This window comes from Hymenobacter segetis (assembly GCF_054776495.1).
Map to the genome: position 1 here is coordinate 1,240,783 of NZ_BAAHBV010000002.1, position 25,839 is coordinate 1,266,621.

Annotated in this window: 23 protein-coding genes; 16 read left to right on the forward strand and 7 right to left on the reverse strand. The window is 62.5% G+C overall.

Annotation, left to right across the window (positions count from 1 at the left end):
• Positions 1-22: 22 nt before the first annotated feature.
• The 6 genes from secDF (at position 23) to ACYU70_RS15675 (ending at position 7,493) form a co-directional block, all read left to right on the forward strand.
• Entirely contained in the window at positions 23-3,010 is a 2,988-nt protein-coding gene (secDF, locus tag ACYU70_RS15650; RefSeq protein WP_342295272.1) for a protein translocase subunit SecDF, read from the forward strand.
• A gap of 137 nt (positions 3,011-3,147) precedes the next feature.
• Entirely contained in the window at positions 3,148-3,759 is a 612-nt protein-coding gene (locus ACYU70_RS15655) for an RNA polymerase sigma factor (protein WP_342295270.1), read from the forward strand.
• A 796-nt stretch (positions 3,760-4,555) separates the two neighbouring features.
• Positions 4,556-5,437: a porin family protein gene (locus tag ACYU70_RS15660; RefSeq protein ID WP_342295268.1), complete on the forward strand. Its 882-nt coding sequence runs from the start codon at positions 4,556-4,558 to the stop codon at positions 5,435-5,437.
• 86 nt (positions 5,438-5,523) lie between these two features.
• Positions 5,524-5,919 (forward strand): c-type cytochrome, encoded by a 396-nt coding sequence (locus ACYU70_RS15665; protein WP_342295266.1) that lies wholly within the window; start codon positions 5,524-5,526, stop codon positions 5,917-5,919.
• A 23-nt stretch (positions 5,920-5,942) separates the two neighbouring features.
• Complete coding sequence (locus tag ACYU70_RS15670) at positions 5,943-6,533, forward strand: YceI family protein (RefSeq protein WP_342295264.1); 591 nt, start codon at positions 5,943-5,945, stop codon at positions 6,531-6,533.
• Positions 6,534-6,575: 42 nt separating this feature from the next.
• Complete coding sequence (locus ACYU70_RS15675) at positions 6,576-7,493, forward strand: DUF5777 family beta-barrel protein (protein ID WP_342295262.1); 918 nt, start codon at positions 6,576-6,578, stop codon at positions 7,491-7,493.
• 199 nt (positions 7,494-7,692) lie between these two features.
• On the opposite strand, the gene ACYU70_RS15680 is transcribed toward ACYU70_RS15675, so the two are convergent.
• The 3 genes from ACYU70_RS15680 to ACYU70_RS15690 all read right to left on the reverse strand — a co-directional run bounded on the left by ACYU70_RS15680 (position 7,693) and on the right by ACYU70_RS15690 (position 11,083).
• A complete protein-coding gene (locus ACYU70_RS15680; RefSeq protein ID WP_198069922.1) occupies positions 7,693-8,295 on the reverse strand; it encodes a NifU family protein in 603 nt (200 codons plus the stop codon).
• A gap of 105 nt (positions 8,296-8,400) precedes the next feature.
• Positions 8,401-9,480: a chorismate synthase gene (gene aroC, locus ACYU70_RS15685; protein ID WP_342295261.1), complete on the reverse strand. Its 1,080-nt coding sequence runs from the start codon at positions 9,478-9,480 to the stop codon at positions 8,401-8,403.
• A 61-nt stretch (positions 9,481-9,541) separates the two neighbouring features.
• The gene (locus ACYU70_RS15690) at positions 9,542-11,083 is read right to left on the reverse strand and encodes a BatD family protein (RefSeq protein ID WP_342295259.1); all 1,542 of its coding nucleotides are present in this window, start codon (positions 11,081-11,083) and stop codon (positions 9,542-9,544) included.
• Positions 11,084-11,355: 272 nt separating this feature from the next.
• On the opposite strand from ACYU70_RS15690, the gene ACYU70_RS15695 reads away from it, so the two are divergent.
• From ACYU70_RS15695 to ACYU70_RS15725, 7 genes are all read left to right on the forward strand, one after another.
• A complete protein-coding gene (locus tag ACYU70_RS15695) occupies positions 11,356-12,081 on the forward strand; it encodes a ferritin-like domain-containing protein (RefSeq protein ID WP_342295258.1) in 726 nt (241 codons plus the stop codon).
• 39 nt (positions 12,082-12,120) lie between these two features.
• Entirely contained in the window at positions 12,121-13,014 is an 894-nt protein-coding gene (locus tag ACYU70_RS15700; protein WP_342295256.1) for a ferritin-like domain-containing protein, read from the forward strand.
• Between the two features lie 258 nt (positions 13,015-13,272).
• Positions 13,273-14,025: a ferritin-like domain-containing protein gene (locus tag ACYU70_RS15705; protein WP_342295254.1), complete on the forward strand. Its 753-nt coding sequence runs from the start codon at positions 13,273-13,275 to the stop codon at positions 14,023-14,025.
• 27 nt (positions 14,026-14,052) lie between these two features.
• On the forward strand, positions 14,053-14,967 hold the full coding sequence (locus ACYU70_RS15710; protein WP_342295253.1) for a ferritin-like domain-containing protein: 915 nt from the start codon (positions 14,053-14,055) through the stop codon (positions 14,965-14,967).
• A 240-nt stretch (positions 14,968-15,207) separates the two neighbouring features.
• Entirely contained in the window at positions 15,208-15,930 is a 723-nt protein-coding gene (locus ACYU70_RS15715; RefSeq protein ID WP_342295252.1) for a ferritin-like domain-containing protein, read from the forward strand.
• Complete coding sequence (locus ACYU70_RS15720) at positions 15,927-16,775, forward strand: ferritin-like domain-containing protein (protein ID WP_342295251.1); 849 nt, start codon at positions 15,927-15,929, stop codon at positions 16,773-16,775. The genes ACYU70_RS15715 and ACYU70_RS15720 overlap by 4 nt, the downstream gene beginning before the upstream one ends.
• Before the next feature lie 211 nt (positions 16,776-16,986).
• Positions 16,987-17,193: a hypothetical protein gene (locus tag ACYU70_RS15725; RefSeq protein ID WP_342295250.1), complete on the forward strand. Its 207-nt coding sequence runs from the start codon at positions 16,987-16,989 to the stop codon at positions 17,191-17,193.
• A 23-nt stretch (positions 17,194-17,216) separates the two neighbouring features.
• Here the strand turns inward: ACYU70_RS15725 and queG are convergent, their stop codons facing one another.
• The 4 genes from queG to ACYU70_RS15745 form a co-directional block, all read right to left on the reverse strand.
• The gene (queG, locus tag ACYU70_RS15730) at positions 17,217-18,146 is read right to left on the reverse strand and encodes a tRNA epoxyqueuosine(34) reductase QueG (RefSeq protein ID WP_342295249.1); all 930 of its coding nucleotides are present in this window, start codon (positions 18,144-18,146) and stop codon (positions 17,217-17,219) included.
• Positions 18,147-18,283: 137 nt separating this feature from the next.
• Positions 18,284-19,336 carry a Holliday junction branch migration DNA helicase RuvB gene (gene ruvB / locus ACYU70_RS15735; protein WP_342295248.1) on the reverse strand — a complete coding sequence of 351 codons (1,053 nt, stop codon included), beginning with the start codon at positions 19,334-19,336 and terminating at the stop codon, positions 18,284-18,286.
• Between the two features lie 221 nt (positions 19,337-19,557).
• Entirely contained in the window at positions 19,558-19,905 is a 348-nt protein-coding gene (locus ACYU70_RS15740) for an HIRAN domain-containing protein (RefSeq protein WP_342295247.1), read from the reverse strand.
• Between the two features lie 9 nt (positions 19,906-19,914).
• The gene (locus tag ACYU70_RS15745) at positions 19,915-21,084 is read right to left on the reverse strand and encodes an acyltransferase family protein (protein ID WP_342295246.1); all 1,170 of its coding nucleotides are present in this window, start codon (positions 21,082-21,084) and stop codon (positions 19,915-19,917) included.
• 299 nt (positions 21,085-21,383) lie between these two features.
• On the opposite strand from ACYU70_RS15745, the gene ACYU70_RS15750 reads away from it, so the two are divergent.
• The 3 genes from ACYU70_RS15750 to ACYU70_RS15760 all read left to right on the forward strand — a co-directional run bounded on the left by ACYU70_RS15750 (position 21,384) and on the right by ACYU70_RS15760 (position 25,823).
• Complete coding sequence (locus tag ACYU70_RS15750; protein WP_342295245.1) at positions 21,384-22,523, forward strand: hypothetical protein; 1,140 nt, start codon at positions 21,384-21,386, stop codon at positions 22,521-22,523.
• A 406-nt stretch (positions 22,524-22,929) separates the two neighbouring features.
• Entirely contained in the window at positions 22,930-23,874 is a 945-nt protein-coding gene (locus tag ACYU70_RS15755) for a hypothetical protein (RefSeq protein WP_342295244.1), read from the forward strand.
• Between the two features lie 167 nt (positions 23,875-24,041).
• A complete protein-coding gene (locus ACYU70_RS15760) occupies positions 24,042-25,823 on the forward strand; it encodes an FG-GAP-like repeat-containing protein (RefSeq protein WP_342295243.1) in 1,782 nt (593 codons plus the stop codon).
• Positions 25,824-25,839: the final 16 nt, after the last annotated feature.

A 25,839-nucleotide genomic window follows, 5' to 3' on the forward strand; every position in this document is an offset into this window, starting at 1 on the left:
CTAACATTCAACACTTTTAATAATGCGTAACAAAGGATTAATCATCGCGCTCACCCTCGTCGTCACGGCGTTGTGCGCGTACTTCCTCTTCTTCACCTACGTCTCGCGTGGGGTGCAGCAGAAGGCCGTGGCCTACGCCACCAAAAACGGCAAACTCGACGAAGGCCAGCGCCAGCACTACCTTGATTCGGTGTGGCGCGCACCGGTATTCGGCCCCTTCACCTACCGCGAGGTGCGCCAGAGCGAGCTCGGCCTCGGCCTTGACTTGAAAGGCGGCATGCACGTGACGCTGGAAGTTTCGCCGGTGGAAATCGTGCGCGCCATGAGCGGCAACAGCAAAGACCCGGCTTTCAACAAGTCGCTGGCCGATGCGCAGGAAGCTCAGAAAACCAACTCGGGCACGCCGTTCACGGCCCTTTTTGCCCAGGCCTGGCAGCAGAACGCCGCCGGCAAGCCGCTGGCTAGCATCTTCGCCAACACGACGAACAAGAGCCGCAACATCGATATCAACTCTTCGAACGAGAAGGTGATTGGCGCGATTGACAAGGAAGTGGAGGAAGCCATTGACCGCTCGTTCAACATTCTGCGCACCCGCGTCGATAAGTTCGGCGTGAACCAGCCCAGCATCCAGCGCGTGAAAGGCACCGGCCGTCTGCAAATCGAGCTGCCTGGCGTGGACAACCCCGACCGTGTGCGCAAACTGCTGCAAGGCCAGGCCAAACTGGAGTTCTGGGAAGTATGGAACCAGAACGAAATCGGCCCCTACCTGGTGGCCCTCGACAAGCAGCTGCAAGCCAAGGATGCCGTTGCGAAAGCCGGCCCCGCTGCCGCTACTACCACCGACACTACCGCTACCGCCGCCGCTGGCGACTCAACTTCGCTGGCTGCCCAGCTTGCCAAGAAAGGCAAAGACGGCAAATCGGCCGCTGACTCTTCGGCTGCCAACAAGGGCGGCGCCCTCGCCAAGCTCTTCACCATGCCCGGCCGCCTGGGCGTGAACCTGCGCGACACCTCGGCGATGAACAAAATCCTGAGTTCGGCCGAAGCCAAAGCCACCCTGCCCCCCACCCTGGCCCTGCTCTGGAGCCTGAAACCCACTACCATCGACAAGCAGGAGTACCTGGAGCTGATTCCGGTGCGCAAAACCCGCGACGGCGTGCCTCCCCTGGGCGGCGAAGTAGTAAGCGATGCCCGCGCCGACCTCGGCCAGAACGGCCAGCCCGAAGTGCTGATGAGCATGACGCCCTCGGGCGCTCGCAAGTGGCAGAAAATGACCGCCGCCAACATTGGCAAGCAGGTGGCCATGGTGCTCGATAACTACGTGTGCTCGGCCCCCGTGGTGCAGAGCGAGATTTCGGGCGGTGGCACCAGCATCACCGGCAGCTTTGCGGTGGAAGACACCCAGGACTTGGCTAACCAGTTGAAAGCCGGCAAGCTGCCCGCTCCCACGCGCATCGTGGAAGAGGCCGTAGTAGGTCCGTCGCTCGGCAAGGAAGCCATCAACCAGGGCCTGTACTCGTCGCTGGCCGGCGTGGTGATTATCATGCTGTTCATGGCCTTCTACTATGGCCGCGCCGGTATCGTGGCCGACATTGCCCTGCTCTTCAACATCTTCCTGATTCTGGGCGTACTGGCCCAGTTTGGCACGGCCCTCACGCTGCCCGGCATCGCCGGTCTGATTCTGGTAATGGGCACCTCGGTAGATGCCAACGTACTGATTTTCGAACGAATCCGGGAAGAACTGGACCACGGCCTCGGCCTGACCGATGCCATCAACAAAGGCTACTCGCGCGCCTTCTCGGCCATCTTTGACTCGAACGTGACGACCATGCTGATTGCCGTGATTCTCGGCTTCTTCGGTACGGGTCCGGTGCAGAGCTTCGCGGTTACCCTCGGTATCGGTGTACTCACCTCGTTCCTGTCGGCCGTGTTCGTGTCGCGCCTCATCATCGAGTGGATGGTGAAGGGCAATGAGAACCACCCGATGACCTTCAGCACCGCGATTTCGCGCAACCTGTTCAAGAACCTGAACTTCGACATCGTGGGCAAGCGCAAAATTGCCTATACGTTCTCGGCCGTGTTCATCATCATCGGCTTCGTGCTGATGTACGTGCAGGGCGGCCCGAACCTGGGTGTGGACTTCAAAGGTGGCCGCGCCTACGTGGTTGACTTCAACAAAACGATGGTAGCTTCTGACGTGGCCGATAAAATCCGCCCCGCCTTCCAGGATGCCGGCCTCGAAGTGAAGCAGTACGGCGCTCCTGACCGCCTGCGCATCACCACCGGCTACCTCGCCGAGGATGAAAGCCCCGTGGCCGACGCCAAAGTAGTAGCCGCCCTGAACCAGGGCCTGCAAGCCTATAGCGCCGACGCGCCGGTTATCAAGTCGACTTCGAAAGTAGGTGCCACCATCGCCGACGACATCAAGCGCACCTCGGTGCTCTCGCTGGGCCTCACGCTGCTGGGTATCTTCGTATATGTATTGTTCCGCTTCGAGCGGTGGCAGTACTCGATGGCTGCCGTGGTCGCGCTGTTCCACGATGCCCTGCTCGTGATTGCCGCCTTCCCGATTGCCCGCCTCTTCGGCCTGAACTACGAGATGGACCAGATTTTTGTGGCCGCGCTGCTCACGGTTATCGGCTTCTCGATGAACGACACGGTGGTTATCTACGACCGTATCCGCGAGTACCTGCGCGAAAACCCCAAGCTGACCTTCGCCCAGGTGGTGAACCCGGCTCTGAACTCGACCTTCTCGCGCACTATGATTACGTTCACCACGGTGTTCCTGGTGGTGTTCGTGATGTATGTGTTCGGTGGCGAAACCCTCCGCTCGTTCTCTTTCGCCATGATTATCGGCGTGATTTTCGGCACGTACTCGTCGCTGTTCATCGCCACCCCGATTATCCTCGACACCTACGGCAAGAAAGAGGAGCGTGAGCGCAAAGCCGCTGGCGAGGACGTGACCGGCCTGCCCGGCGACGCACCCAAGCTGAGCACGGCTAACGTGTAACGAATCCCCTTATCAGGACGCAAAACGCCCTGAGTCATTCTGAAGAAGCCCGGCCCTGTGCCGGGCTTTTTTTGTATCGAAGCAACCGAATTTGCTTACCTTCCGAGTGGTCAGTAGAAGCCTGCCACCCGCCGTCGATGCTGCACATTTCGCCACCCTATTCTGCCCCGCTGCCGCTGCCCGAGCTGCTGGCTGCCTGCGTGCGCCAGGAACGGGTGGCCCAGCGCCGGCTCTATGGCCAGTTTCATGGCTTTGCGATGGGCATTTGCCTGCGCTACGCCCGCGACCGCGACCAGGCCCTGGAGGCAGCCAACGACGGCTTTCTGAAAGTATTCCGCGACTTGTACCGCTTCGATGCCACCCGCCACCCCGATGACGTGCTGGGCTCGTTCCGGGGCTGGCTCAAGCGCATCATGATTCACACCGCCATCGACCACTACCGCGCCAACGAGCGCCACCAGCACCAGCAGGAGCTCGACGACGCGACCCTGAACCAGGCCGACCAAGGCCCGACGCCCCTCGATACGCTGAGCTACGACGAGCTGCTGACCCTTGTGCAGCGCCTGCCGCCCGCCTACCGGGCGGTGTTCAACCTGAACGTGATTGATGGTTTCGGCCACGAGGAGATTGCTGAGCAGCTCCATATTTCCGTGGGCACTTCCAAGTCTAATTTATTTAAAGCCCGTGCCCATTTGCGGGCCATGCTGGCCCAGGTTACTACTTCCTCAGCAATTCGATATGTGGTCTGATAACGATATAGATAACGCGTTCCAACGGCTAAACCCGCCGGAGCCGGAGCCGACCCCGTTCCCGCTGGATGCCTGGCTGCGCTTGGAAAGCCAGCTGGACAAGGCGGTGATTGAGCGCGCCGTCCGGCGGCGGTTGTGGCAGTTTTTTGTGGCCGAAGTGGCCGTGGTATTAGTGATTGGGCTGGGCTGGCTTTTGCTCCGGCCGGCGGCGATGGTCCCAACCGCCCCAAATGCCACGGCACTCGCTGGGCAGCCGGCGGCCCAGTCGGCTGCCAGCGCTCCGGTGGCCGGGCATCTGGCCAAAGAAACAATCCATCCGGTGGCTTCAACTTCAATTAAAAAGTCACCGATTGCCTCTCCGAACCCTGCGTTATCCCCAACCCCGGAAACCTCTGCTTCGACTGCCGATTCCCGCACACTCCATACCTCCTCAGCCGCTTCACCAACCGCTTCTTCTACTGTCTCGGCCGTTGCCGTAGCGCCGACAGCTGCTCCCATTGCCAAAGCCCACCCGCTTGCGGTAACGCCTACTACGGCGCTTACCGAGCGTAGCCGAGCCAGCAGAACGAATGCGGAAGCCCCGGCCCGCCAGCAAAGCGCCGCGAATGGGTTTGTGGTAGCTACCCGACCGCGCAAATCTGCACACCTGTCCCGCGAGCGCCTGACAACGGCCGGACAGCCCAAGGCTACGACCGCACCAGCTGGGAGTGTTGCTAAAACCCATTCGGAAGCCAGCCCCCCCCTGAATTCGAATGCCAGCCGCCGGCATACTGCTGCTGCAAGGGCGAGCTACCCGGTGGCGGTAGAAGCCCACAAACCGGCTACTGCTCACTCCCTGCGTACCCACGCGGCAAATGCTATTGTTACTCCGGCAGCTACCGATGCTCCGGCTGATGCAGCCAGCACCTCCCCCCGTAGCGCTGATGCTGATGAGGCCAATGTTGTTGCAACTGGTTTTGCCCCGCTCGGCCTGCGCCCGGTAGTGTCTCCGGCGGCTAAGCCCGTTCCGCTGCCCACGCCCCTGGCCACTGTGGCACTGGCCGAAACGCCGCCCCAGCCCGAACTACCCAAACCCGCCCGCGAGCCGCGCTTCTACGTGGCGCTGGTAGGAGCGCCCGATGTGAGCACGGTGAAATTCGCCAGCATCGAGAAGCCCATGCCCAACGTGGGACTGGTGCTGGAATACCGCCTCAGCAGCCGCGTGCGCGTGAATACCGGCCTGCTGCGCTCCACCAAGCAGTACACGGCCCGGCGCGAGGACTATGACTTCGGGGCCAACACGGCCCGCGTGTACCAGCGCGATTTTACCGACGTGGAAGGGTCCTGCACCGTGTTCGATGTGCCGCTGAACCTGCGCTACGACCTCATAGTCCGGCCCCGGTACCGGGTCTTTGGCAGCGCGGGCCTCTCCTCGTTTTTCATGCAGCACGAAGCCTATTCCTACGAATATCCCAACCCCGCCACCGGCGTACCAAGCTACTGGACCGGCTCGGCCACCAACCAGAACCAGCACTACTTCAGCATCCTGAATTTATCGGCCGGCTACGAGCGCGCCCTCAGCTCCCGCTGGAGCCTGCAAGCCGAGCCCTACCTGAAGCTCCCCCTGGCCGGCGTGGGCACCGGCAAAATCCGGCTCACTAGCGCCGGAGTATTTTTAGGGGTCAAATACGGCTTCTAAGCGCCACGCACTGCCCGTGCTCCGGCCAGTGCGCCTTTCCGGCCGCTCCTTCCATTTCATTTTCCATCACATATTCGACACTTTCTATGTTCGACGTTCGTTCTTTTTCTGCCTGGCTGCGGCCGGCCCTGGTAGGCGTGGCCACGACGCTGCTGGGCCTGGCGGCCGGCTGCACTTACTCGCACGGCGACCCGGCTCCGGCGTGCGATATATCCACCGAAACCATCACCTACACCGGGGTCATTTCTCCCATTTTCGATGCCAACTGCCGCCGCTGCCACGGCTCGACGGTGTACACCACGCTGGGCGGCGGCAATGATTTCAGCAGCTACGCCACCATCAGCAGCTACCCGCAGGCCAGCCTGCTGGGCTCCATCAAGCACAGCATCGGCTACGATTTCATGCCCAAAGACGGCAGCAAAATATCAGACTGCGACATTGCCCGCATCGAAGCCTGGTACGCCAAGGGCAAACCCCAGTAACCCCACTTCCTCCCCTCTTTGCTATGAAACGCTCCTTTTTTCTGCTATCGGTCTGCCTGTTGTTCTCTGCGCTCGCGGGCGCACAGGCGCAGAGCAAGTACATGACCAAAACGGGGCGTGTGTCGTTCTTTTCGGCCACCCCGATTGAGGACATCGAAGCCAAAAGCCAGCAAACGGCGGCCATCCTCGATTTCGGGACGGGCCAGCTAGCCTTTTCCGTGCCCATCAAAAGCTTCGTGTTCAAGCGCACCCTCATGCAGGAGCACTTCAACGAGAACTACATGGAGTCAGACAAATTCCCGAAGGCCACCTTCACGGGGCATTTTGTGGGGTTTGATGCCGCTACGCTGGCCACCGCCGGCCCGCACAACGTGCAGGTGGAGGGCGACCTGACCGTGCACGGCGTGACGCACCGCATAACGGTGCCCGCCAGCGTGGAGCTGAAAAGCGGCCAATTACTGGCTTTTGCTACCTTTCCGGTTGCGTCAGCCGACTATAACATCGAGATTCCGTTGCTGGTGCGCAACAACATTGCCAAGGTCGTGACCGTGCGCGTGGCCCTATCCTGCGACCCCGTGGCAGGTGCTGTGGGTGCCACTACCGCGCCCCACTAGTCGGCCGTCATTCCGTTCGTCGCTTTCTTTCCCGCTTTCATTATGACTCAAAATCTTTACCCCTCCCGTGGTTTTCTCGGCCTGCTGCTGGCTGGGTTGCTGGCGCTGGCCAGCCCCGCCCGCGCCCAAACCGACCTGCTGCAGGACCTCGAAAGACAAACCGCCGACTCGACCAAGCGCGAGGTGGTGGCCGCCACGTTCAAGGGCACGCACATCATCAACTCGCAGTCGGTCGAAACGCCGGGCCAGGGCACGCTGGCCTTCCTTATTCAGCACCGCTTCGGCACGCTGAATAGCGGGGCGTATAACTTCTTCGGCCTCGACCAAGCCGTGCTGCGCCTGAGCTTTGAGTACGGCCTGACCAACCGGCTGGCCGTGGGCATCGGCCGCAGCAACATCGAAAAAACCTTCGATGGCTTCCTGAAATACCGGGCTTTGCGGCAAACCAGCGGGGCGCGGCCCATGCCGGTATCGGTCACGCTGTTTGGGTCGGCGGCCATCACCACGCTTAAATTCGGCACCTTGCCTACGGAGCGCACCACAGCCTCGCGCCTTGACTATACCTACCAGGTGCTCATTGCCCGCAAGGTTAGTTCGGGCCTGTCGTTGCAGCTCATGCCCACGCTCATCCACCGCAACTACGTGCCCCTGGCCGGCATGCAGAACGACGTGTATTCCATCGGCGGGGGCCTGCGCCAGAAACTCACCAAGCGCATCGCCCTCACCGCCGATTATTTCTACGTGTTACCCGGCTACGCGGCGGATAATTTCCGCAACGCCCTCGGCGCAGGGTTCGACATTGAAACCGGCGGCCACGTCTTCCAGCTGCACGTCACCAACGCCCAAGGCATGACAGAGAAGTTCTTCGTTCCCCAAACCAGCGGCGACTTCTTCAACGGCGACATCTACTTCGGCTTCACGGTGGTAAGGAATTTCACGGTCAAATCGCAGTTGAAATGAGGGCAGTAACTGTCATTGCGAGGGCGTAGCCCGTGGCAATCCGTCCTCTCTCAGCGACAAGCCTTTAGATGTGACAAGGCTCTTTTTTCAACAGCAGAAAGCCCCAATACTGCGAAGTATCGGGGCTTTCTGATAAAAGGCATTTCTGGTTTTGACAGGACGGATTGCTTCGTCGTGCCTCCTCGCAATGACAGATTAATTAAACCGTAATACCTTCAGCTACTACGCTTTGCACTTCGGGCACCATGCGCTTGAGCAGGTTCTCGATGCCAGATTTCAGGGTAACCGTGGCCGAGGGGCAACCGGAGCACGAACCCTGCAGGTTCACGGTCACGATGCCTTCGTGGTAGCTTTTGAAGGTGATGTTGCCACCGTCTTGCTCCACGGCGGGGCGCACGTAGTTATCGAGCAGGTCGATGACTTTCTGGGCAATCTGGCCTTCCTGCTGGGTGGGGTCGCCGGCGGTGGCAGCCTGGGCGGCCTTCTGCTCAGCGGCGGGGTCCACTAGGAAAATGGGGCCGCCGGCTTCCACGTAGCTTTTCAGGAACTGACGCAGCTCGGGGATGAGCTGGGTCCAGGCCAATTCGGGCTGGGATTTGGTGACGGTGACGAAGTTCTGGGCGATGAACACGCGGCCCACGTAGTCGAACCCGAACAGCTCCTGCGCCAGCGGCGAGTTGGCGGCGGCTTCGAGGTTGGGGTAATCCACGCTCACGCCGTCCACCAGCAGGTTTTGGTTGAGGACGAACTTCATGCTCTCCGGGTTGGGAGAAGCTTCGGCATAAATGGAAACAGCAGACATAGTTTCGGGGCTTAAAATCAGGGGGAAGCGCCGCCGGGGCGGCAGCTGCAAAGGTACAACCGCGACGGGGCCGCAGAGGTTGCAAATGTACCTACATCATTTCAGTTATACCCGGTTGGCGCGGGCGCGCAACAGCAAATCGGCCAGCACCAGCTGGGTCATGGCTTCCACGATGGGCACGGCGCGGGGCAGCACGCAGGCATCGTGGCGGCCCCGGCCCACCAGCGTGATAGCCTCGCCCTGGTCGTTGATGGTTTGCTGGGGCTGGAGCAGCGTGGCCACGGGCTTGAACGCGACGCGGAAATAAATATCCTGGCCATTGGAAATGCCGCCCTGGCTGCCGCCGCTGTGGTTGGTGCGGGTGCGCACGGCTCCCACAGCATCGGTGTAAAATTCGTCGTTGTGCAGCGAGCCGGGCAATTTCGTCCCTTCAAAGCCGGAGCCAAACTCGAAGCCCTTCACTGCATTAATACTAAGCATGGCGTGGCCCAGCAAGGCCGGTAGCTTATCAAACACCGGCTCGCCCAGCCCGGCGGGTACGTGGCGTGCGACCCCCGTAATCACGCCGCCCACGGTGTCGTGCGCGGCCTGCGCGGCCCGGATGCGAGCTTCCATGAGGGCAGCGGTTTCGGGGTGCGGGCACCGTACCAGGTTGCTGTCGATGAGGCTCAAATCGAGCAATTCGTAGCCCACGGGCACTTCTACCTCGCCCACAGCCGATACGTAGGCTAACGTTTCAATGCCGAAATGGGCCAGCAGTTTTGCCGCCACGGCACCGGCCGCCACGCGGGCGGCCGTTTCGCGGGCCGAGCTGCGGCCGCCGCCGCGGTAATCGCGGCGGCCGTACTTGGCGTCGTAGGTATAGTCGGCGTGGCTGGCGCGGTAGGCATGCGCGATGTGCGAGTAGTCGTCGGAGCGTTGGTCGGCGTTGGGGATGAACAGGCTGATGGGCGTGCCGGTGGTCACGCCCTCGAACAGGCCCGACTGAATGTGTACGGTATCAGCCTCCTTGCGCGGCGTGGTGAGGTCACTCTGGCCGGGCCGCCGCCGGTCGAGAGCAGCCTGAATGTGGGCGGCATCCACGGCCACGCCCGCCGGGCAGCCGTCGATAATCACGCCGATGCCCGCCCCGTGCGACTCGCCAAACGTGGTGATGCGAAAGAGGGAGCCGAAAGTATTGGACATTTTATGGTGCTTGGTTTTGGTACTCAGGATGACAGGTGGCCAGCCACAAGTCCCCGCAAAACTACGCCCGCCGCCCGGCCCGCCACCAACCGAAGCCGGCTACGCCCGCCAGCGCGATGAGCAGCCAGTCGGCGTAGCGGCGCACGTCGCGGTACACGTCCAGCGCCTGCATGGTGGTGTCGGCCCCGGCCAGCGCCGGACCGTAGAAGGGGTCATCCTCGGGCCGGGCCAGGGGTTCCACGGCTGCCACCACGCCCTGCACCAGCGGCCGCAGGCCGGGCCGCAACACGTCGTAGCGGCCAGTAGCGGGGTTGAATACCACCAATTTCAACAAGCTATCCAAGGGCAGCACGCCGGGCCGCCGGACCACCATCCGATACCGAAACACCTTGCGCCCGCCACCCGGCGCGGGCTCCTCGCGCATGTCGGAGCCGTACACATCCAAGCCGGGCCACGCCGCCACCGTCGGGGCCAGCACCGCCGCCAGGTTGCCCTGCCCCGCCACGCCAAACGAGTAGGTGAACGACTCACCCACCCGAAACTTGGTACGGCTGATGGCCTCCTGCATCTCGAAGCGGCCCACCGCCACCGGGCCACCGGGCGCGGCCGTCGGCAGCGGTTGCACCGCTACTGCCAGGCCGGGCGCAGTATAGGTTTTGTAGCCAGCCAGGCGGTTGTCCTGGCCGGGCTCGGGCTTTTTCAGCGTCTTGAACTTCACCATCGTCAGGGCCAGGGGCGGGAAGCGCAGGGGCTGGGCTGTGAGGGGATAGTAGAGGTTTTCGGCCAGCCGGAAGCGTAGGTATTTCTGGCCGAGGTGGCGCACGGTGTCGGGCGTCACGCTGGGTTCGGGGCCGGGCTCCTGCCAGGCGGTGGGCTGGTGCAGCTCGTGCAGCAGCGGCGGCAGCTGGTCGGTGAAATCGTGGAAGGCCAACAGGGCCTGGTCTTCGGGCTTGAGGTAGAAATACAGCCCCACGCGCACGCCCTCGCCCACAAACACGCGCGGCCGGTCGGCCACCACGGCCAGGAAGGCGTGGTCGGCCCGCTCCTCATACAGCACGGGCTTGGGCTTGCCAAACATCTTGTCGAGGTCGCCCACGGCTTGCAGCGGCGCGGTGGGGTTCACTGGTTTGGTGATGGCGCTAGGATTGGGCGGGGCAGCCGGCCCAACCCGAACGGTGGCGGCCTTGCTGCGCAGCAGCACCCCGTTCACCGTGAGTTGGAAGGGCTTGATAACGATTTCGCCCTCGCCGTAGGGCACGTAGCGCTGGGTAATGGTGAGGTCGGAAAAGCGCCGGCCCTGCACGATGCGCGTGGTGGTGGTGCTGGTTTTGCCGGTTTTCTTGAAGCCTTCCAGCTCCGGAAATTCCGAATACTTGTCCAGTGCGCCGCCGCGCAGCCGGAAAGCCAGCGTGAATATGCCCGTGACGGGCAGCGAGGCCGGCCCGGGCAGCAGTTCTACATCGGCCGCCAGCGTGGCCGGGGGCTTGGGCTGAGCGGCCGGCGCGGCCTGAGCGGGCTTGGGCGGGGCAACCGGCGGCGCCTGGCCCGGACCGGCCTGCAATAGCCCCGGCAGCAGCCCCAATACCCAAAAAAGTCCTCCCATAGTCACTAGCGCATTATCACCCGCTAAAAGTAGCTCAAAACGCTGGATTCAGTCATTCCAGCGAAAACCATACTTCAGCATTTCCCTGCCCTCGGCCGGGGTTATAACAAAAAATTAGGGCATAATCAATCCCTATCCCCAGTTAATGCCGTATCTGCTCACACACCACCTATACGGTTGCGGTTTTCCACTTACTGACAGGCTTCTGGCGCTGTCCGGAATTGCATTGCCTTCTCCGCAGGTTTCAATTTCCACCTAACTACTTCACTCTCATGTCTGATAACCTCCAGCCCCGCGGTGCCGACGATACTTCGTTCGCCCAGCCGCTGTACACTCCCATCAAACGCCGTTCGTTCTTCATGTATGCCGGTGCTACGGCCGGGGCCACGGCCCTCGTGCTGGCTGGTTGCTCGAAAGACAGCGACAACACCACTCCCTCCGCCAACCTGATTGACGTGGGCGCTGGCGATGTGGGCGTGCTCAACTACGCATACGCCCTAGAACAGCTGGAATCGGCTTTCTATGCGCAAGTGCTGGCCGGCGCTTACTACGCTAGTGCGACAACAGATATAAAAAACATTTTCTCGGACATTGCCGCCCACGAGAAAATCCACGCTGATTTCTTCAAGACGGCCCTGACTGGCGCCGCTCCTACGCAAATAATCAAGGCACTGGAGCCTGATTTTTCTAAAATCAACTTCGGCGACAAAACATCGGTACTGGGCGCGGCCAAGCTGTTCGAGGACACCGGCGTTTCGGCCTACAACGGGGCCGCCCGCTACATCACCACTGATGCCTATTTGACGCTGGCGGGAAAAATTGTTTCGGTAGAAGCCCGGCACGCGGCGCTTATCCGCGACCTGATTTCGAACGGCACTTTCGCCGATGACCTCACCGCCGATGGCCTGGAGAAATCGGCCAAGCCGCAGGATGTGGCCACGGCCGTGAATGCTTACCTGAAAGACGGTTCGAAAATCAGTGCTACGAAACTGGTCTAACGGCCTTCCTCTTTTTCTTTCTTTCTAAAATATCGCATCATGAATTTTTTCCAAATCATCGAAGAAATCGAGAAGGTTGACCCGGAAGTGTACGACCGCCTCGATTCCCGCCGGGCAGTGTTCAACTCCCTGCGCGGCATCGGTCAGAAACTTACCCTGGCTACTGCTCCGCTGGCCCTGTCGGCCCTGTTCAGCAAAGCCTACGGCCAGACCAGCACCTTGCCTGCTGCCGTTAAGGGCGTGTTAGAATTTGCTCTGGGCCTTGAGGACCTGGAGTACCAGTTCTACACCCAGGCATTGGCCGCTACGGCTATCAAAAACGCGCTTAGTGTCGACGGCCTGAAGGCCATTACCACCATTCAGGGCCACGAGGCGGCTCATAAGAACTTCCTGCGCACGGCGCTGGGCGGTCCAACAGTAGCCCCGGCCGACATGGGCGCGGCTCCATTCGACTTCACCGGTGCCAAGGGTGGGGCACAGGCCCCAGTATTCCCCACCGTATTCACCGACTACGCCACTTTTCTGGCAGTAGCCCAAACGCTGGAAGACACCGGCGTGCGCGCCTACAAAGGCGGTGCCCCGGCCCTGAAAGTGAGCCCGGACATTCTGACCGCAGCCCTGAACATTCACTCAGTCGAAGCTCGTCACGCCTCGCACATCCGCACCATGCGCCGCGCCCTGGCCGGTGGCATAGCCGGCACGCCCAGCCTCAGCGCCTCGCCCAAGAGCTGGATTTCAGGCACCGACGGCGGCGGCCCGGACCCGACGAAAACGTCGGGCTACTACGCCGGCGAAGACCTCACCACTCAGGCCATGGTCCCCATTATCACCAACTCCACGCCCAACGTCACGGCCGCCCAGGCTTCCGAGGCATTCGATGAGCCCCTGGATTCGGCTACCGTTACCACGCTGGCTTCGGTGTTCAAGAAGTAATTCCGTTTGGCCCCGCAATGGGGTTGTTGCAAAGCCGGTTCCGCACACGCGGGGCCGGCTTTGCTGTTTATAATGCCCGCCGGGGCCGGGGTTTCGTTTCCGGGCTTTGCAACGAGTTAGCTTTGTATCGGCATCTTCCTGTGGAATCCGCTTCGGTATTCGGGGGTAGTGAGCTGGTCGCGGGTTTCGCACTGGCCCGGCCCGGGCCGCCGGCTTTCGTAGTTGCCCCTTCTTTTGCTCATCAAACACTCGTTATTTATGTCCGATACGCTTCGGCCCACCGACTCTCAAAGCCCGCAGCCGGGGCAGCCCCTGCTGGCACGCATCAAGCGCCGGTCCTTCTTTATGTATGCCGGCGCTACGGCTGGGGTCACGGCGCTGGCCCTGGCCGGCTGCTCGAAGGACGAAACCACGCCCGACACCGCCGCCACCAGCGCCGTGAGCTTCGGCACCGGCGATGCCAGCTTGCTCAACTACGCCTACGCCCTGGAGCAGCTCGAAGCCGCTTTCTACGCCAAAGTGGTAGCTCTCACCACCTCGCCCCTGCTGCCCGCCGAAATTCCGTACTTCGCCAAAGTGGCCATCCACGAAGCCATTCACCGCGACTTCCTGCGCACGGCCATCAACCGCGACTTCAGCGGCACCCTCATCCCCGACCTTACGCCGAAGTTCGACAGCATCGACTTCACCAAGCGCGTGAAGGCCACCACCGATACCAAGCTGGGCATTCTCGATGCCGCCAAGGCCTTCGAGGACCTGGGCGTGGCCGCCTACAATGGCGCGGCCAAGCTGTTCAAAAGTGCGGTGTACCTGGGCATCGCGGGCCAGATTGTGTCGGTTGAGGCGCGGCACGCGGCCTACGTGCGCGACCTGATTACGCCCGGCTCCTTCGCCACCAACGAGGGCACCGACGTGCTCGGCTTCGACCGCCAGCTGGCCCCGACCGCCGTGCTTGCCATCGCCCAGACTTTCGTGGAGCAAACGCTCAACGGCAGCACCATCGGCCAGTAACCTTCTTCTTCCGACTTCTTTTTTGCCATGAATTTTTTCAACATCATCGACCTGCTGGCGGAAGCTGACCCCGACGTACTGGACCGTTTCAGCTCGCGCCGCGCCGTGTTCAACTCGCTGGGCACCGTGGCCCAGCGCGCAGCCCTGGCCACCTCGCCCCTCTTTCTGGGGGCTTTGTTCCAGAAAGCCTACGCCGGCACGGCTTCGGTGCCCACCGATATTCTCAACTACGCCCTCACGCTGGAGCTGCTCGAAGCCGACTTTTACCGCCAGTTTCTCGCCGCCGGCCAGATTCCGGCCGGTGCGGCCCGCGACGCCATCACCCTCATCAAAACCCACGAGGACGCGCACGTAACCTACCTGCACGATGCCATCATTAAGATGGGGGGCACACCGGTCGCGGGCTCGAACACAACCGGCATCCGCTTCAACCCCAACCTGCTACCCGCCACCTACGCCGACCAGCTGAAATACGCCCAGGTGCTGGAAGATACCGGCGTGCGCGCCTACAAGGGCCGCGCCGCCGAGCTGATTGGCACCGATTTGCTCACGCCGGTGCTCCAGATTCACTCCATCGAAGCCCGCCACGCGGCGCATATTCGCACCATGCGCGCCCAGCAGCCTTGGGTGAGCCTCGGCGACGACCTGGCCACCGACCCGCTATACAAAGCAGCCTACACCAGCGGCGTGGCCAGCAGCACGAAGACCGTCGTTGCCCTTGGGGGCACCACCTACGGCATTCCGGCCTATAACCCGGCCCAGCCCAGCCCGCCGGAAAGCAACCAGCAGCAGGGGGCTGCCGGCAAAAACGCCGCCGTGCTCATCACGGCGGGCATCGGGGCCACCACGTATCTGCCCGACGATGCCGCTGCCGCCTTCGACGAGCCCCTGCAGGCTGCCGAGGTACTGGACTCTTCCCGCGCCGGGGGGCTGCTGGCGTAGCTTGGTCATTCCGACGCAGGAGGAATCTGAGAAAAGCAGTCCAACGGTTTTATCCAGATTCCTCCTGCGTCGGAATGACAAGGTATGAGCGGCACTCTTTCGGCCGCGAGCCGGTTCTGCCCCCGCGCAGGACCGGCTTTGTTTTTTAGGGCTTTGCAACCAATGGATGGGTAGCGAGTACCTTTGTAATGGCTGGGGCCCGGCTTCTCGGGTTAGCGGGCTGGCTTGAATACTTTACGAATGTCTGACCACACCTTTTTACCCGCCTGGCGGGAGCAGTCGCTGGGGCGACGCGTGTTTTTACGGGTTTCGGCCGCTTCGGCCGCCTCAGTGGCCCTGATTGCGGCCGGCTGCTCGGGTACTACCACCACGCCCACTGCCGCCGACCCCTACCAGCTGGCCCTGCCGGCCGGCGACTCGGGCCTGCTGTACTACGCCTACCTGATGGCCCTGGCCCAGGTAACGCTCTACCAGAAAGTAGTAGATGCCCCGCCCACGGACCTGACCACCACCGAGCGGGCCGTTTTCGCCGACCTGCGCGACCATGAGGTGGTGCACCAGAAAACCATCGCCTACCTCATCGACCCGACGGGCGCTACCCAGCTGGCTCCCACCGATTTCGCGTTCAGCCTCAGCAAGTTCACGCTAACCACCCGCGCCGGCGTGCTGGCCGCGTCTCAGCAGATTGCCGACCTCGTGGCCGCCGCTTATCCGGTGCTGCTGCCTTTGTTCACGAGCAGCAGCGCGCCGCAGCGCACCATCCTGCTCAAGATGTCGTCGGTGCAGGCCCGCCAGGCCGCGGCCGTGCGCGACATGCTCACGCCCGGCTCGTTTGCCAACAGCGACGTGGTGGGCAGCAACGGCCAGCTGCTCACCAAAACCCCTACCGAAGTGATAACGGCCCTGGCCCCCTACTTCGCCCCTTACGTTATTTCCGTGGCCAGCCTGGCTGTTCCTGTATGAAGCTGATTTCCATTCTTGACCAGCTGGCGGCCACGCCCGCTATTGCCGCGCCGGCCCCCCGCCGCGCCCTGCTGGCCCAGCTGGGCCGGGCTGCCGTGGCGGCCCTGCCGCTGGGTGTCGCCCTGCCCGCCGCCGCCGCCCCGGCCGATACCTCATTTGATGCCGTGACGCAGCTGCTCCAGCTCGAGCGCACGCAGGTAGCACTCTACACCCAGGCCCTGGCCGCGGCCGGCCTCATCCCGGTAGCCCAAACCGCCGACTTCCAGCGCCTGCTGGCCCACCAGACCCAGCACGCCGCCCTGCTCCTCAAAGCCCTTCAGGATGCTGGAGCCCTTGTGCCCGCCCTGCCTCAGTTCGATTTCAGCGGCAAGCACAACGTGGCCGCCAACCCGGAGCTGTTTCCCAACGTGCTCACGAACTACGATGCCTTCCTAGCCGTGGCCCAGCAGCTGGAAGACCTGAGCGTGCGCCTCTACCAGACCCAGACCGTTAACATCAACGACCCGCAGCTGTTCCGGGCCGCCCTGCGCATTCACGCCGTTGAGGCCCAGCATTCGGCCCACATCCGCGGGCTACGTAAGGGCCGGGGGGCAGTGGTGCAAAACTGGCCCAGCGAGGAAGATGCCGCTATTGTGCGCCCTACTGCCGCGCAGGCCCTGACCGCAGCCGCCACTGGCGGCGAGGAAAACGGCGTGCAGTACGTGACGCCGGGCGTGCCGGTACCGTTCGCCTCCTTCCTGCTCATCAGTAGCAACACGGCCATTCACGACCCGGCCCTGGCCGAATCCTTCGATGAGCCGGTAAGCAGCGCAGTAGCCCAGACCGCCCTGAATTTGTTCGTGTAATCGCAGTTATAAAATTTTGGCTTTTCATCCAAAAAGAGTGGCCCTGGCTGCTCTTTTTGCGTATTCGGCCAGCTAATGCTCCCCTTCGGAAGCCTTATGGATTGTGAAAATCTTAAGTATATATAGTATCTTTAATATCCAACAGCTAAGCCAAACTATTAAACTTGCTGTTTTTCGCGCTTACTATTTCACCATCCTTTTTCCCTGCTCTATGCTAGATTACATGAAAATGATTCTGACCAAGGTCAGCTTCAACAAAGCCCTGTTCGAGAAAGAATTGCGTAAAGCACTGAAGATGATTAAGCCCGTCGAGCTGCCCGATTTCCGCACTTGGTGCTACCGGCAGTTTGCCCGCCTCTACCGCCGGGTACTGAAACGGGTATTTGCCAGCACCACGCCGGAAATCGGCCTGGCATAAGGCAGCCCTCGCGTGGGCCGGCGCTACTCGGCCACAAACCTGATGTTGCGTTTCAGCCCTTCGTACCCCGTGCGCTTCACGGCCGACTGACGGAACAGCTCCGTAAATAATTCGTGGGTGATTTCGCGCCAGTCGCCGGGCGTCAGGTCCTTGAGGCCGGGCGCGGGGTTGAACTGCGGCTCGTTATGCGGCTTCGAGAAGCGGTTCCAGGGGCACACGTCCTGGCATATGTCGCAGCCGAAGACCCAGTTGCCGAACTGGCCGGATACTTCGGTCGGAATCTGGTCCTTGAGTTCGATGGTGAAGTAACTGATGCACTTGCTGCCGTCCACTACGTAGGGCTCGGTGATGGCCTGGGTGGGACAGGCGTCCACGCACTTGGTGCAGGTGCCGCAGTAGTCGCGGATGGGGCCGTCGGCGGGCAGCTCCACGTCCACAATCAGCTCGGCGATGAAGTAAAACGAGCCGTTGCCGGGCGTGATGAGGTTGGAATTCTTACCCACCCAGCCGAGGCCGGATTTCTTAGCCCAGGCCTTGTCCAGCACCGGTGCGGAATCGACGAAGCAGCGCCCGCTGATGGCTCCTATTTCGGCTTCCATATCAGCCAGCAGCGTTTTCAGCTTGTCTTTGATGACGAAGTGGTAGTCGCGGCCGTAGGCGTATTTGCTGATTTTGAGGGTGTCGTCGGGCTGCTGGGTTTCGGGGGCGGGGTAATAGTTGAGGAGCAGCGAAATCACCGATTTCGCGCCGTCCACCAGCAGGCGCGGGTCGAGGCGCTTGTCGAAGTGGTTTTCCATGTAGCCCATCTTGCCGTTCATGCGGCGCGTGAGCCAGGTTTCGAGGCGCGGGGCTTCTTCTTCCAGGAATTCCGCCTTGGAAATGCCACAGGCCATGAAGCCGAGCTCGGCGGCGCGGCGCTTGATGAAGGGGGCCCATTGGGACTGGGGAAGCATGGGCAACGGAGTAACTGAGCTGCAAAGAAACAGGAAACGCGCCGCTGGGGGCGGCGCGTTCCGTGGGGTTGTAGCGCGGACTTTGTAGTCCGTGTATGTGCGAAGCACACGCGGACTACAAAGTCCGCGCTACATTTCTACGACGTTATCTCATCGAACAAGCTGCCCGAGTTGCCACGCATATTCTGCGGCAATAACCGGCCCAGGTGCTGGTACGCGGCTTCCGTGGCCTCGCGGCCACGCGAGGTGCGCTTGATGTAGCCTTCCTGAATCAGGAACGGCTCGTACACTTCTTCGATGGTTTCGCCTTCCTCGCCGCAGGCGGTGGCGATGGTGCTGATGCCCACCGGGCCGCCCTTGAACTTGTCGATGATGGTGGTAAGGATGCGCTTGTCCATGTCATCAAGGCCGCGGGCGTCTACGTCGAGGGCATTGAGGGCGAACTGGGCGATTTCGACCGTGATGGTGCCGTCGCCTTTGATTTGGGCAAAGTCGCGGGTGCGGCGCAGCAGGTTGTTGGCAATGCGGGGCGTACCGCGCGAGCGGCGGGCAATTTCGTAGGCCGCATCCTCGTGGATGGGCGTGCCCAGGATTTCGGCCGAGCGCAGCACAATCGTGGTCAGCAGCTTGGAATCATAGTATTCCAACCGGGCCGAGATGCCGAAACGGGCGCGCAGCGGCGCCGTGAGCATCCCCGAGCGCGTGGTAGCGCCCACGAGCGTGAAGGGCGACAGCGAAATCTGCACCGAGCGGGCATTCGGGCCCGAATCGAGCATGATGTCGATGCGGTAGTCCTCCATCGCCGAGTAGAGGTATTCCTCCACCACGGGGTTGAGGCGGTGGATTTCGTCGATGAACAGCACATCGTGCGGCTCCAAGTTGGTGAGCAGGCCGGCGAGGTCGCTGGGCTTATCCAGTACCGGACCGCTGGTCATCTTGATGCCCGAGCCCAACTCGTTGGCAATAATGTGCGAGAGCGTGGTTTTGCCCAGGCCGGGAGGACCGTGCAGCAGGACGTGGTCGAGGGCATCGCCCCGCATCTTGGCGGCTGCCACGAAGACTTTCAGGTTTTCCAGAATCTTGTCCTGGCCCGTGAAATCGTCGAAACTGAGCGGACGGAGGGCTTTGTCGATGTCCTTGTCGGTGGCATCGAATCCGTCGGTGCCGCCGGAGAGATAGGCTTCGCGCATAATGATATTGCTAAAATGATTGGTCGGCGCTTGCTAAGCGGATGAGTAACGGTTGGGGGCGCAAAAAAGCTCCGTGGGGAGTAGAAAAAACAGCTTTACACAAAGAACGTCATGCTGAGCGAAGTCGAAGCATCTCTACCGCAGCAGTAATTATTTACTATTGCGGTAGAGATGCTTCGACTTCGCTCAGCATGACGGCCTTTTCTGTTCTCAAAAAGCTCCTACTCGTGCAGCAGCACTTCGATATCCAAGTGCAGCCAGTCGGTTTCCCAGGATTTGTGGTTGAGGCGGGCGGAGAGGTGCTTGCCGGCATCGAGGAGCCGGGCCACGGTTTCGTTGCGGCCCTCGGGCAGGTAGCCAAGCCAGACGTTGGCGGGGTCGGTGGCGGGAGCGGTGTGCACTTGCACGGCCCAGTCGTCGTAGTGGTTGTCGGCTTCGCGGCTCAGGTGCAGGGCCTGGCCGACCTTCAGCTTGGGCTCGTACTTCTCCAGGTTGGGGCGGTGCGAGGTGCCGGCCACGAGGCATTCGAGCAGCACGAGGGGTTCGGACGAGGGGACGATTTTCATCATGGGGCCAAATTACGGCACCGGGATGGCTTCTGCTACCGGCACGGCAGCCACAACCGGCACGGCGGCTACGGCTGGCACGCTCAGCGGCGCGCCCGGCGCGAAACGGCTCTGCTTGTACCGGGCCTTGATGTAGCGGTTGCCGGGCAGCTCCACAAACCGGTGCAGCAGGTAGCTCAGGCCCAGCGACAGCACGAACATCGTAATGCCCAGCACCCAGTTGCTGGCCCCGAGGGCGTGCCGGTCATTGAGCGTGAGCAGGTACCGGATTATCAGCTGGTGAATGAGGTAGAAGCTGAAGCTGATTTCGCCCAGCCAGACCCAGATGCGGGTCGAAAACACCGCCGATAAGTAACCGTTCTGGTGCGCAAACGAGAAAATTATCAGCACCATGGGCAGCCAGTAGTAGGCCGAATACCGGTACCCCATCGCCACCTCGCCCCGGAAGTAGACCGCCACGCCGAACACGCCAAACGCCAGCAGCTCCATGAGCGTGGCCCCGAGCTTCGACTTATACAAGCCCCGGAGGTAGCCGCGCTTGTAGACCTGGTGCAGCGTAATGCCCACCACAAAATCAACAATCCGGAAGAAGGGATTGATGTACATGAAGCGGTGGTAACCGTCGTCGTGGGAAAGGTTCATCACCACCGGCACGGCTAGAAACAGGAGCCAGCCGTAGCGCAGCAGCGCCTTGTTGCGCACAAACAGGGTTATGATGAACGGGAACGCGAAGTAGAAGAACATCTCATCGGAGATGCTCCAGGAAGGGGAATTGTAGGAGAAAAAGTAGTCGTTGACGGGAATGAAGGCGTGGATGAGCGTGGCGTTGCTCAGAAACATGACGGTGGAAGCGGCCGGGTCCACGAAGAATTCGCTCCAGCCCGGGGCCCAGTCGATGACCAGGCCCACGGCCAGCAGCAGCGTCACGAGGTGCAGGGGATACACGCGGGCAATGCGGGCCACCCAGAACTCGCGGAAGGTTACCCGTCGGTCCAGCAATTTGTCGTCGTAGTTCAGCGACAGGATGAACCCGCTCAGAATAAAGAAGAAGCTGACGCCGATAAAGCCTTCGCCCGTGACATCCTTGAAAGTGGGGTATTCGTTGCCATCCACGAACTGCAGGTGGCTGCAAAACACCATGAGGGCAAACAAAAACCGGAGCGAGGTGAGCGGTTTAATCATGAAGGCGCGGGGGGCGGGACTGCGCCCGCCTGGGTTAAATGGTTGGGTAGAATGGGCGGCCGGCCACGGGGTAGGGTGGCGGTGGCCGGGCCTGATGGCGCGGGATGACCGGGCCATCAGGCCCGGCGGGGGAAAGCTTGTGATGAGGGTTTTGCGCGCCTAACGCGGCGTCCCAAAGGGTAAAACTACGGCACGGCTAGCGGTTTTGCCGCGCCGGCATGGCCGGGCCGGATGCGTTTTCAGGTTTTCTTTCCCAATTTACCGCGGCCATCGTGCGTGGCAGCCTAGCCCTCCTTCCCATGGCCGATTTTGAGGACGACGACCCGGACACCAATTCCGAAGAAGAAAACGACGATGCCGCGCAGGCCGCGCAGTTCGAAGCCGAATTGCAGCGCCAGATTGCCCTGCTCCCGCCCGAGCTATACCAAACCATGCAGCCGCTGCTGCTGCTGGGCAGCGTGGCCAACTACATGCTGCTGGGCCACGACGAAGACCCCGTGCCCCTGGCCCTGAAAGAGCTGCTGGGCTACGACCTCGACACGCTGAAAGTGATAACCGGCGTGACCGACAACCCCAGCCTGGCCCGCGTGATGGCCGCCCACACCCTCCAGCTGTTCGACTTTGTGGTGGTGGGCCGGCTGGTGTACGAAAGCGCTATCAACGAGCCCCTGCAGGCCTACCTGGGCCGCAACAAGGCCGCCGAAGCAGATTTTACCGGGCCGCGCGAGTACATGCTCACCTTTGGCGAGTCATTGCTCGAAAACATTGCCCAATACCTGGCCGCCGGCGATGCCGACCTGGCCGAGGAGCTGCGCCTGCGCCGGCTGCAAACCGAAAGCATCTTTGCCCGCCTCGATGACACGCTGCGGCCGTTTTACCCGCCTGGCCACTCGCCCGAGGAAATCCAAGCCGAGTCGATGGATGCTGCCGACGAGGCCGAGGACGCGGAGGAGCCCGCCGTGCACGTCACCTTCAACGAAGGCCAGCGCGTGACGCTGGGCACCGCCCTGCGCCTGCCCTACATCCTGGCCGAGCTGGCCGAAACGCCTTTTGGCCGCGCCCTGGGCGGCGTGCGCCGCCTGCGCCGCAAGGCCCTGGAGCGCCTGGCCGCCCGCCTGGCCGCCTCCAGCGCCGAGGAGCCCTTCAGCCTGAGCCGCTCCGAGCTGCTGCGCCTCTACCAGGCGGCGCAGGTGTGCGCTCTGAGCACCGTGACCGACGTGCTGGCCACCGGCAGCCTCGAAGACGTGATGCGCGACGCGGCGGCCGACGACGAGGAAACCCCGGAGGAAATGGCCGCGATGGCCCACCACGCCCGCGAAGTGATGCTGGCCATGATGGGCGGCTTCGTGGAAGTGGTGGAAGTGAACCACCCCGACGACGAGGAAGTGGCCGAAGCCAAAGCCGAAATCTCACGCCTGGCCGCGCTGCTGGCCGAGTAAGCGGCGGCCGAAAAAGGCCGTTTCCAGCGACATGTAGTGACTTGGGGTACCCAAATGGCCGCTCGGGCACCCCAAATGGCTGCTCGGGCACCCCAAATGGCTGCTCGGGATACCCAAATGGCTGCTCGGGATACCCAAATGGCTGCTCGGGATACCCAAATGGCTGCTCGGGCACCCCAAGTGGCCGCTCGGGGGGGCCAAATGATTCCTCGGGGGACCCAAGTAGCTGCTCGATGGGGCCAAATGGTCATTCGATGGCCCCAAGCAGCTGCTTGGTGGCACCAAGTACCGATTCGGCAGGGCTAGGCGGGTGCCCGATGCAATCCGGTATTGTTTTCTTCTCTTATATTTCAAGCGGCAATACCCGCTGGTTTTCAGCGGCCTTTCCTTCCACCCCACTTTTTTCATGAATCAAGAACAAAAAAATCATCGCAAGATGTATGGCAACGTGCTGGCCTGGTACGGGCACGCGGGCACGCCGCTGCTAAAAATAAAGCTGATAAATACGCTGGTAGGCGAGGTGACCACGGCCGTGGCCGGCCTCGATGCCCAAGCCGCCCTGCAGCTGGCCCCCACCACGGGCGTGACGCGCACCCGCACCGAAGTGAAGAAGGAAGCCGCCGAAAAGGCCGAAGTGCTGCGCGGCCTCGTGCTGGTGCTCACCTCCGACGATGTGCTGGCCGCCGCCCTGGCCAAAACCGTGGGCAGCTACCTCTACAGCCCCGATACGGCCTTCCTGGCCTACGCCCAAAAAATTGCCGAGGCCGTGGGCACCATCCAGGCCGAAGACCTGGCCGATGCCGGCTACCAGCCCGAGGTACTGGACATCCTCGCCAAGGACCTGAAAGCCCTGGCCGATACCGACGGCCAGGCCGTGCTGCTGCAAGCCGGCACCAAGGCCGTCACCGACGGCCTGCCCCCGCTTTTTGCCGGCATCGACGCCACCCTGCTGCGCCTGGACAAGCTGGTGAACGCCCAGCGCTTTGCCTATGCCGGCCTCGTGACGCAGTACGAGGCCCTGCGCCGCCTGCCCAAAACCCCGGCCACCCACCAGTTCCGGGCCAAGGGCCTCACGCCCTACAACGAGCCCCAACTGGTGTTCAATATCCTGGACGAGAGCGTGCCCACCCCCAACCTCTACAACACCGGCGGGCGCGGCCACGACGTGGTGTTTTACCTCGGCGCCACGCCCACCAGCCGCCCCCGCCCCGGCCAGGGCGTGCTGGTGAAAAACGGCAAGAAAGTGGCCCTGAGCGACTATTCAACCCTCGGCACGGCCGCCACCGAGCCCTACCTGCTGGTGCTGCAAACCAGCGAGCTGGCCGCCGGCGGCTGGCGCGTGCGCGGGTAGCGCCGCCCTTTTCTGCTTTCACGCAGTGTTTCGCAGGGTTAAAACCGCAGTGTTCCGCAGTGTTGTCCCAGAACAGCACTGCGGGACACTGGGGTTTTAACCCTGCGAAACACTGCGTGAAATCGTTAAATCCTTAACTCTTTTCCCCCCTTCTTTTCCAACCTCCCATGCCCCATTCCTACTCCCGCGCCCTCTGGGCGCTGCCCGCCGCCCTGCTCCTGGCCCCCCTCGGGGCCGCCCTGGCCCAGGCCCCCGTCATCAGCTCCGTTATTCCGATGGCCAATGCCCGGGCGGCGGCCCGCAACAGCCCGGTCACGGTCACGTTCAATCAGCCGCTCACGGCCGCCTCGGCGGGGGCGCTCAAGGTCTTCTCGGCCCAGCGCGGCGGGCTGCGCTCGCGCGGCACCACGCCGGCCGTGGCGAGCGGGAGTGCGCTCAGCTTTGCACCTTCGGCTTATCCGTTTATGCCCGGCGAGACGGTGCAGTACACCGCGACCACGGCGGCGGCCGGCACCGGCGGGGTGCTGGCGCAAGGCCGGGTGGGGCAGTTCACCACGGCCACGGGCGGCGCGGGCCGCGGGGACTTTGTGCTCCCGGCCACCCCTCCTAACACCAACGTCGGCAGTCCCAAAAGCATTGCCATTGGGGATGTGGATGGCGATGGGGACCTCGATTTGATTACCACGAATTACTACAATGCGATAGCCGTGCTTCGGAACGATGGCAGCGGCGCCTTTACCCGAAGTTCGTTGGTGGCGGTGGGCAATGTGGTGGGCAATGTCAGCAGCCTCGTGCTGGGCGATATGGATGGCGACGGCGACCTCGATTTTGCGGCCGTCAACCGCGAGGGCGGCACCGTCAGCGTGCGGCTGAACGATGGCTCCGGCACGTTCACCGCGCCCGGCACCGGCCCGGAAATAGCGGTGGGCACGATGGCGGCCACCGCCGCCTTATGCGATGTGGACGGCGATGGCGACCTCGACCTGCTGTGTACCACCACCGGCAACAACTTGGTGAGCATCCGCCTCAACAACGGGGCCGCGGTCTTTGCCGCCTCCGCCACCACGCCGGACATTGCCGTGGGCGACATGCCCTACGGGCTAACCGTCGGCGATATCGATGGCGATGGCGACCTGGACGTTATCACGGCCAACGGCAACAACGCCACCGTCAGTGTCCGTTTCAATAACGGGAACGGCACGTTCACGGCGGCCGGCTCCAATCCGAATCCAAGCGTAGCCTCCCTCCCCATCCACGTAGCCCTGGGCGATATCGACGGCGACGGGGACTTGGATTTGCTGGCTATGTCGGACTACACCATCAGCATCCGGATGAACGACGGCCTGGGCAATTTCACCAGCCCGCCCACCAATCCGAACCAACTAGCAGTGGGAGTCGGCAGCGTTACGACTGCCATCGCGCTGAGCGATGTGGACAGCGACGGCGACCTCGACTTGCTGGCCACCCGGCAAAATGCTGGCTTCCCGTATCAGTACGGCCTGCTGTGTGTCCGCCTCAACAACGGCCAGGGCCTCTTCACGCCCCCCGCCACCAACGCCAACTCCGACATGGGCGCGCTGCCCAGCGGCCTCGCCGTCGGCGATGTGGACGGCGACGGCGACGTGGACGCGATGGCGACCAATGGCTCGTCCAACACCGTGACCGTGCGCCTGAACGGCGGCACCGCCCTGGCCGCCGCCGCCGGCCGCCCCGCCGCCCCGGCCCTGGCCCTGTCCCCCAACCCCGCCCCTGCCGGGCACGGCCCGACCACCCTCACCGGGGCGGTGCCCAATGCCCCCCTCACCGTGCTCGATGCCCTGGGCCGGGTGCTGCTCACCGCCACCGCCGATGCCGCCGGCACGGCCCGGCTGGCCCTGCCCGCCGGACTGCCGGCCGGCGTGTACCTGGTGCGCAGCGGCGGGCAGGTGCGCCGCCTGGTGGTGGAGTAGCGAGCGGAATCCTGAC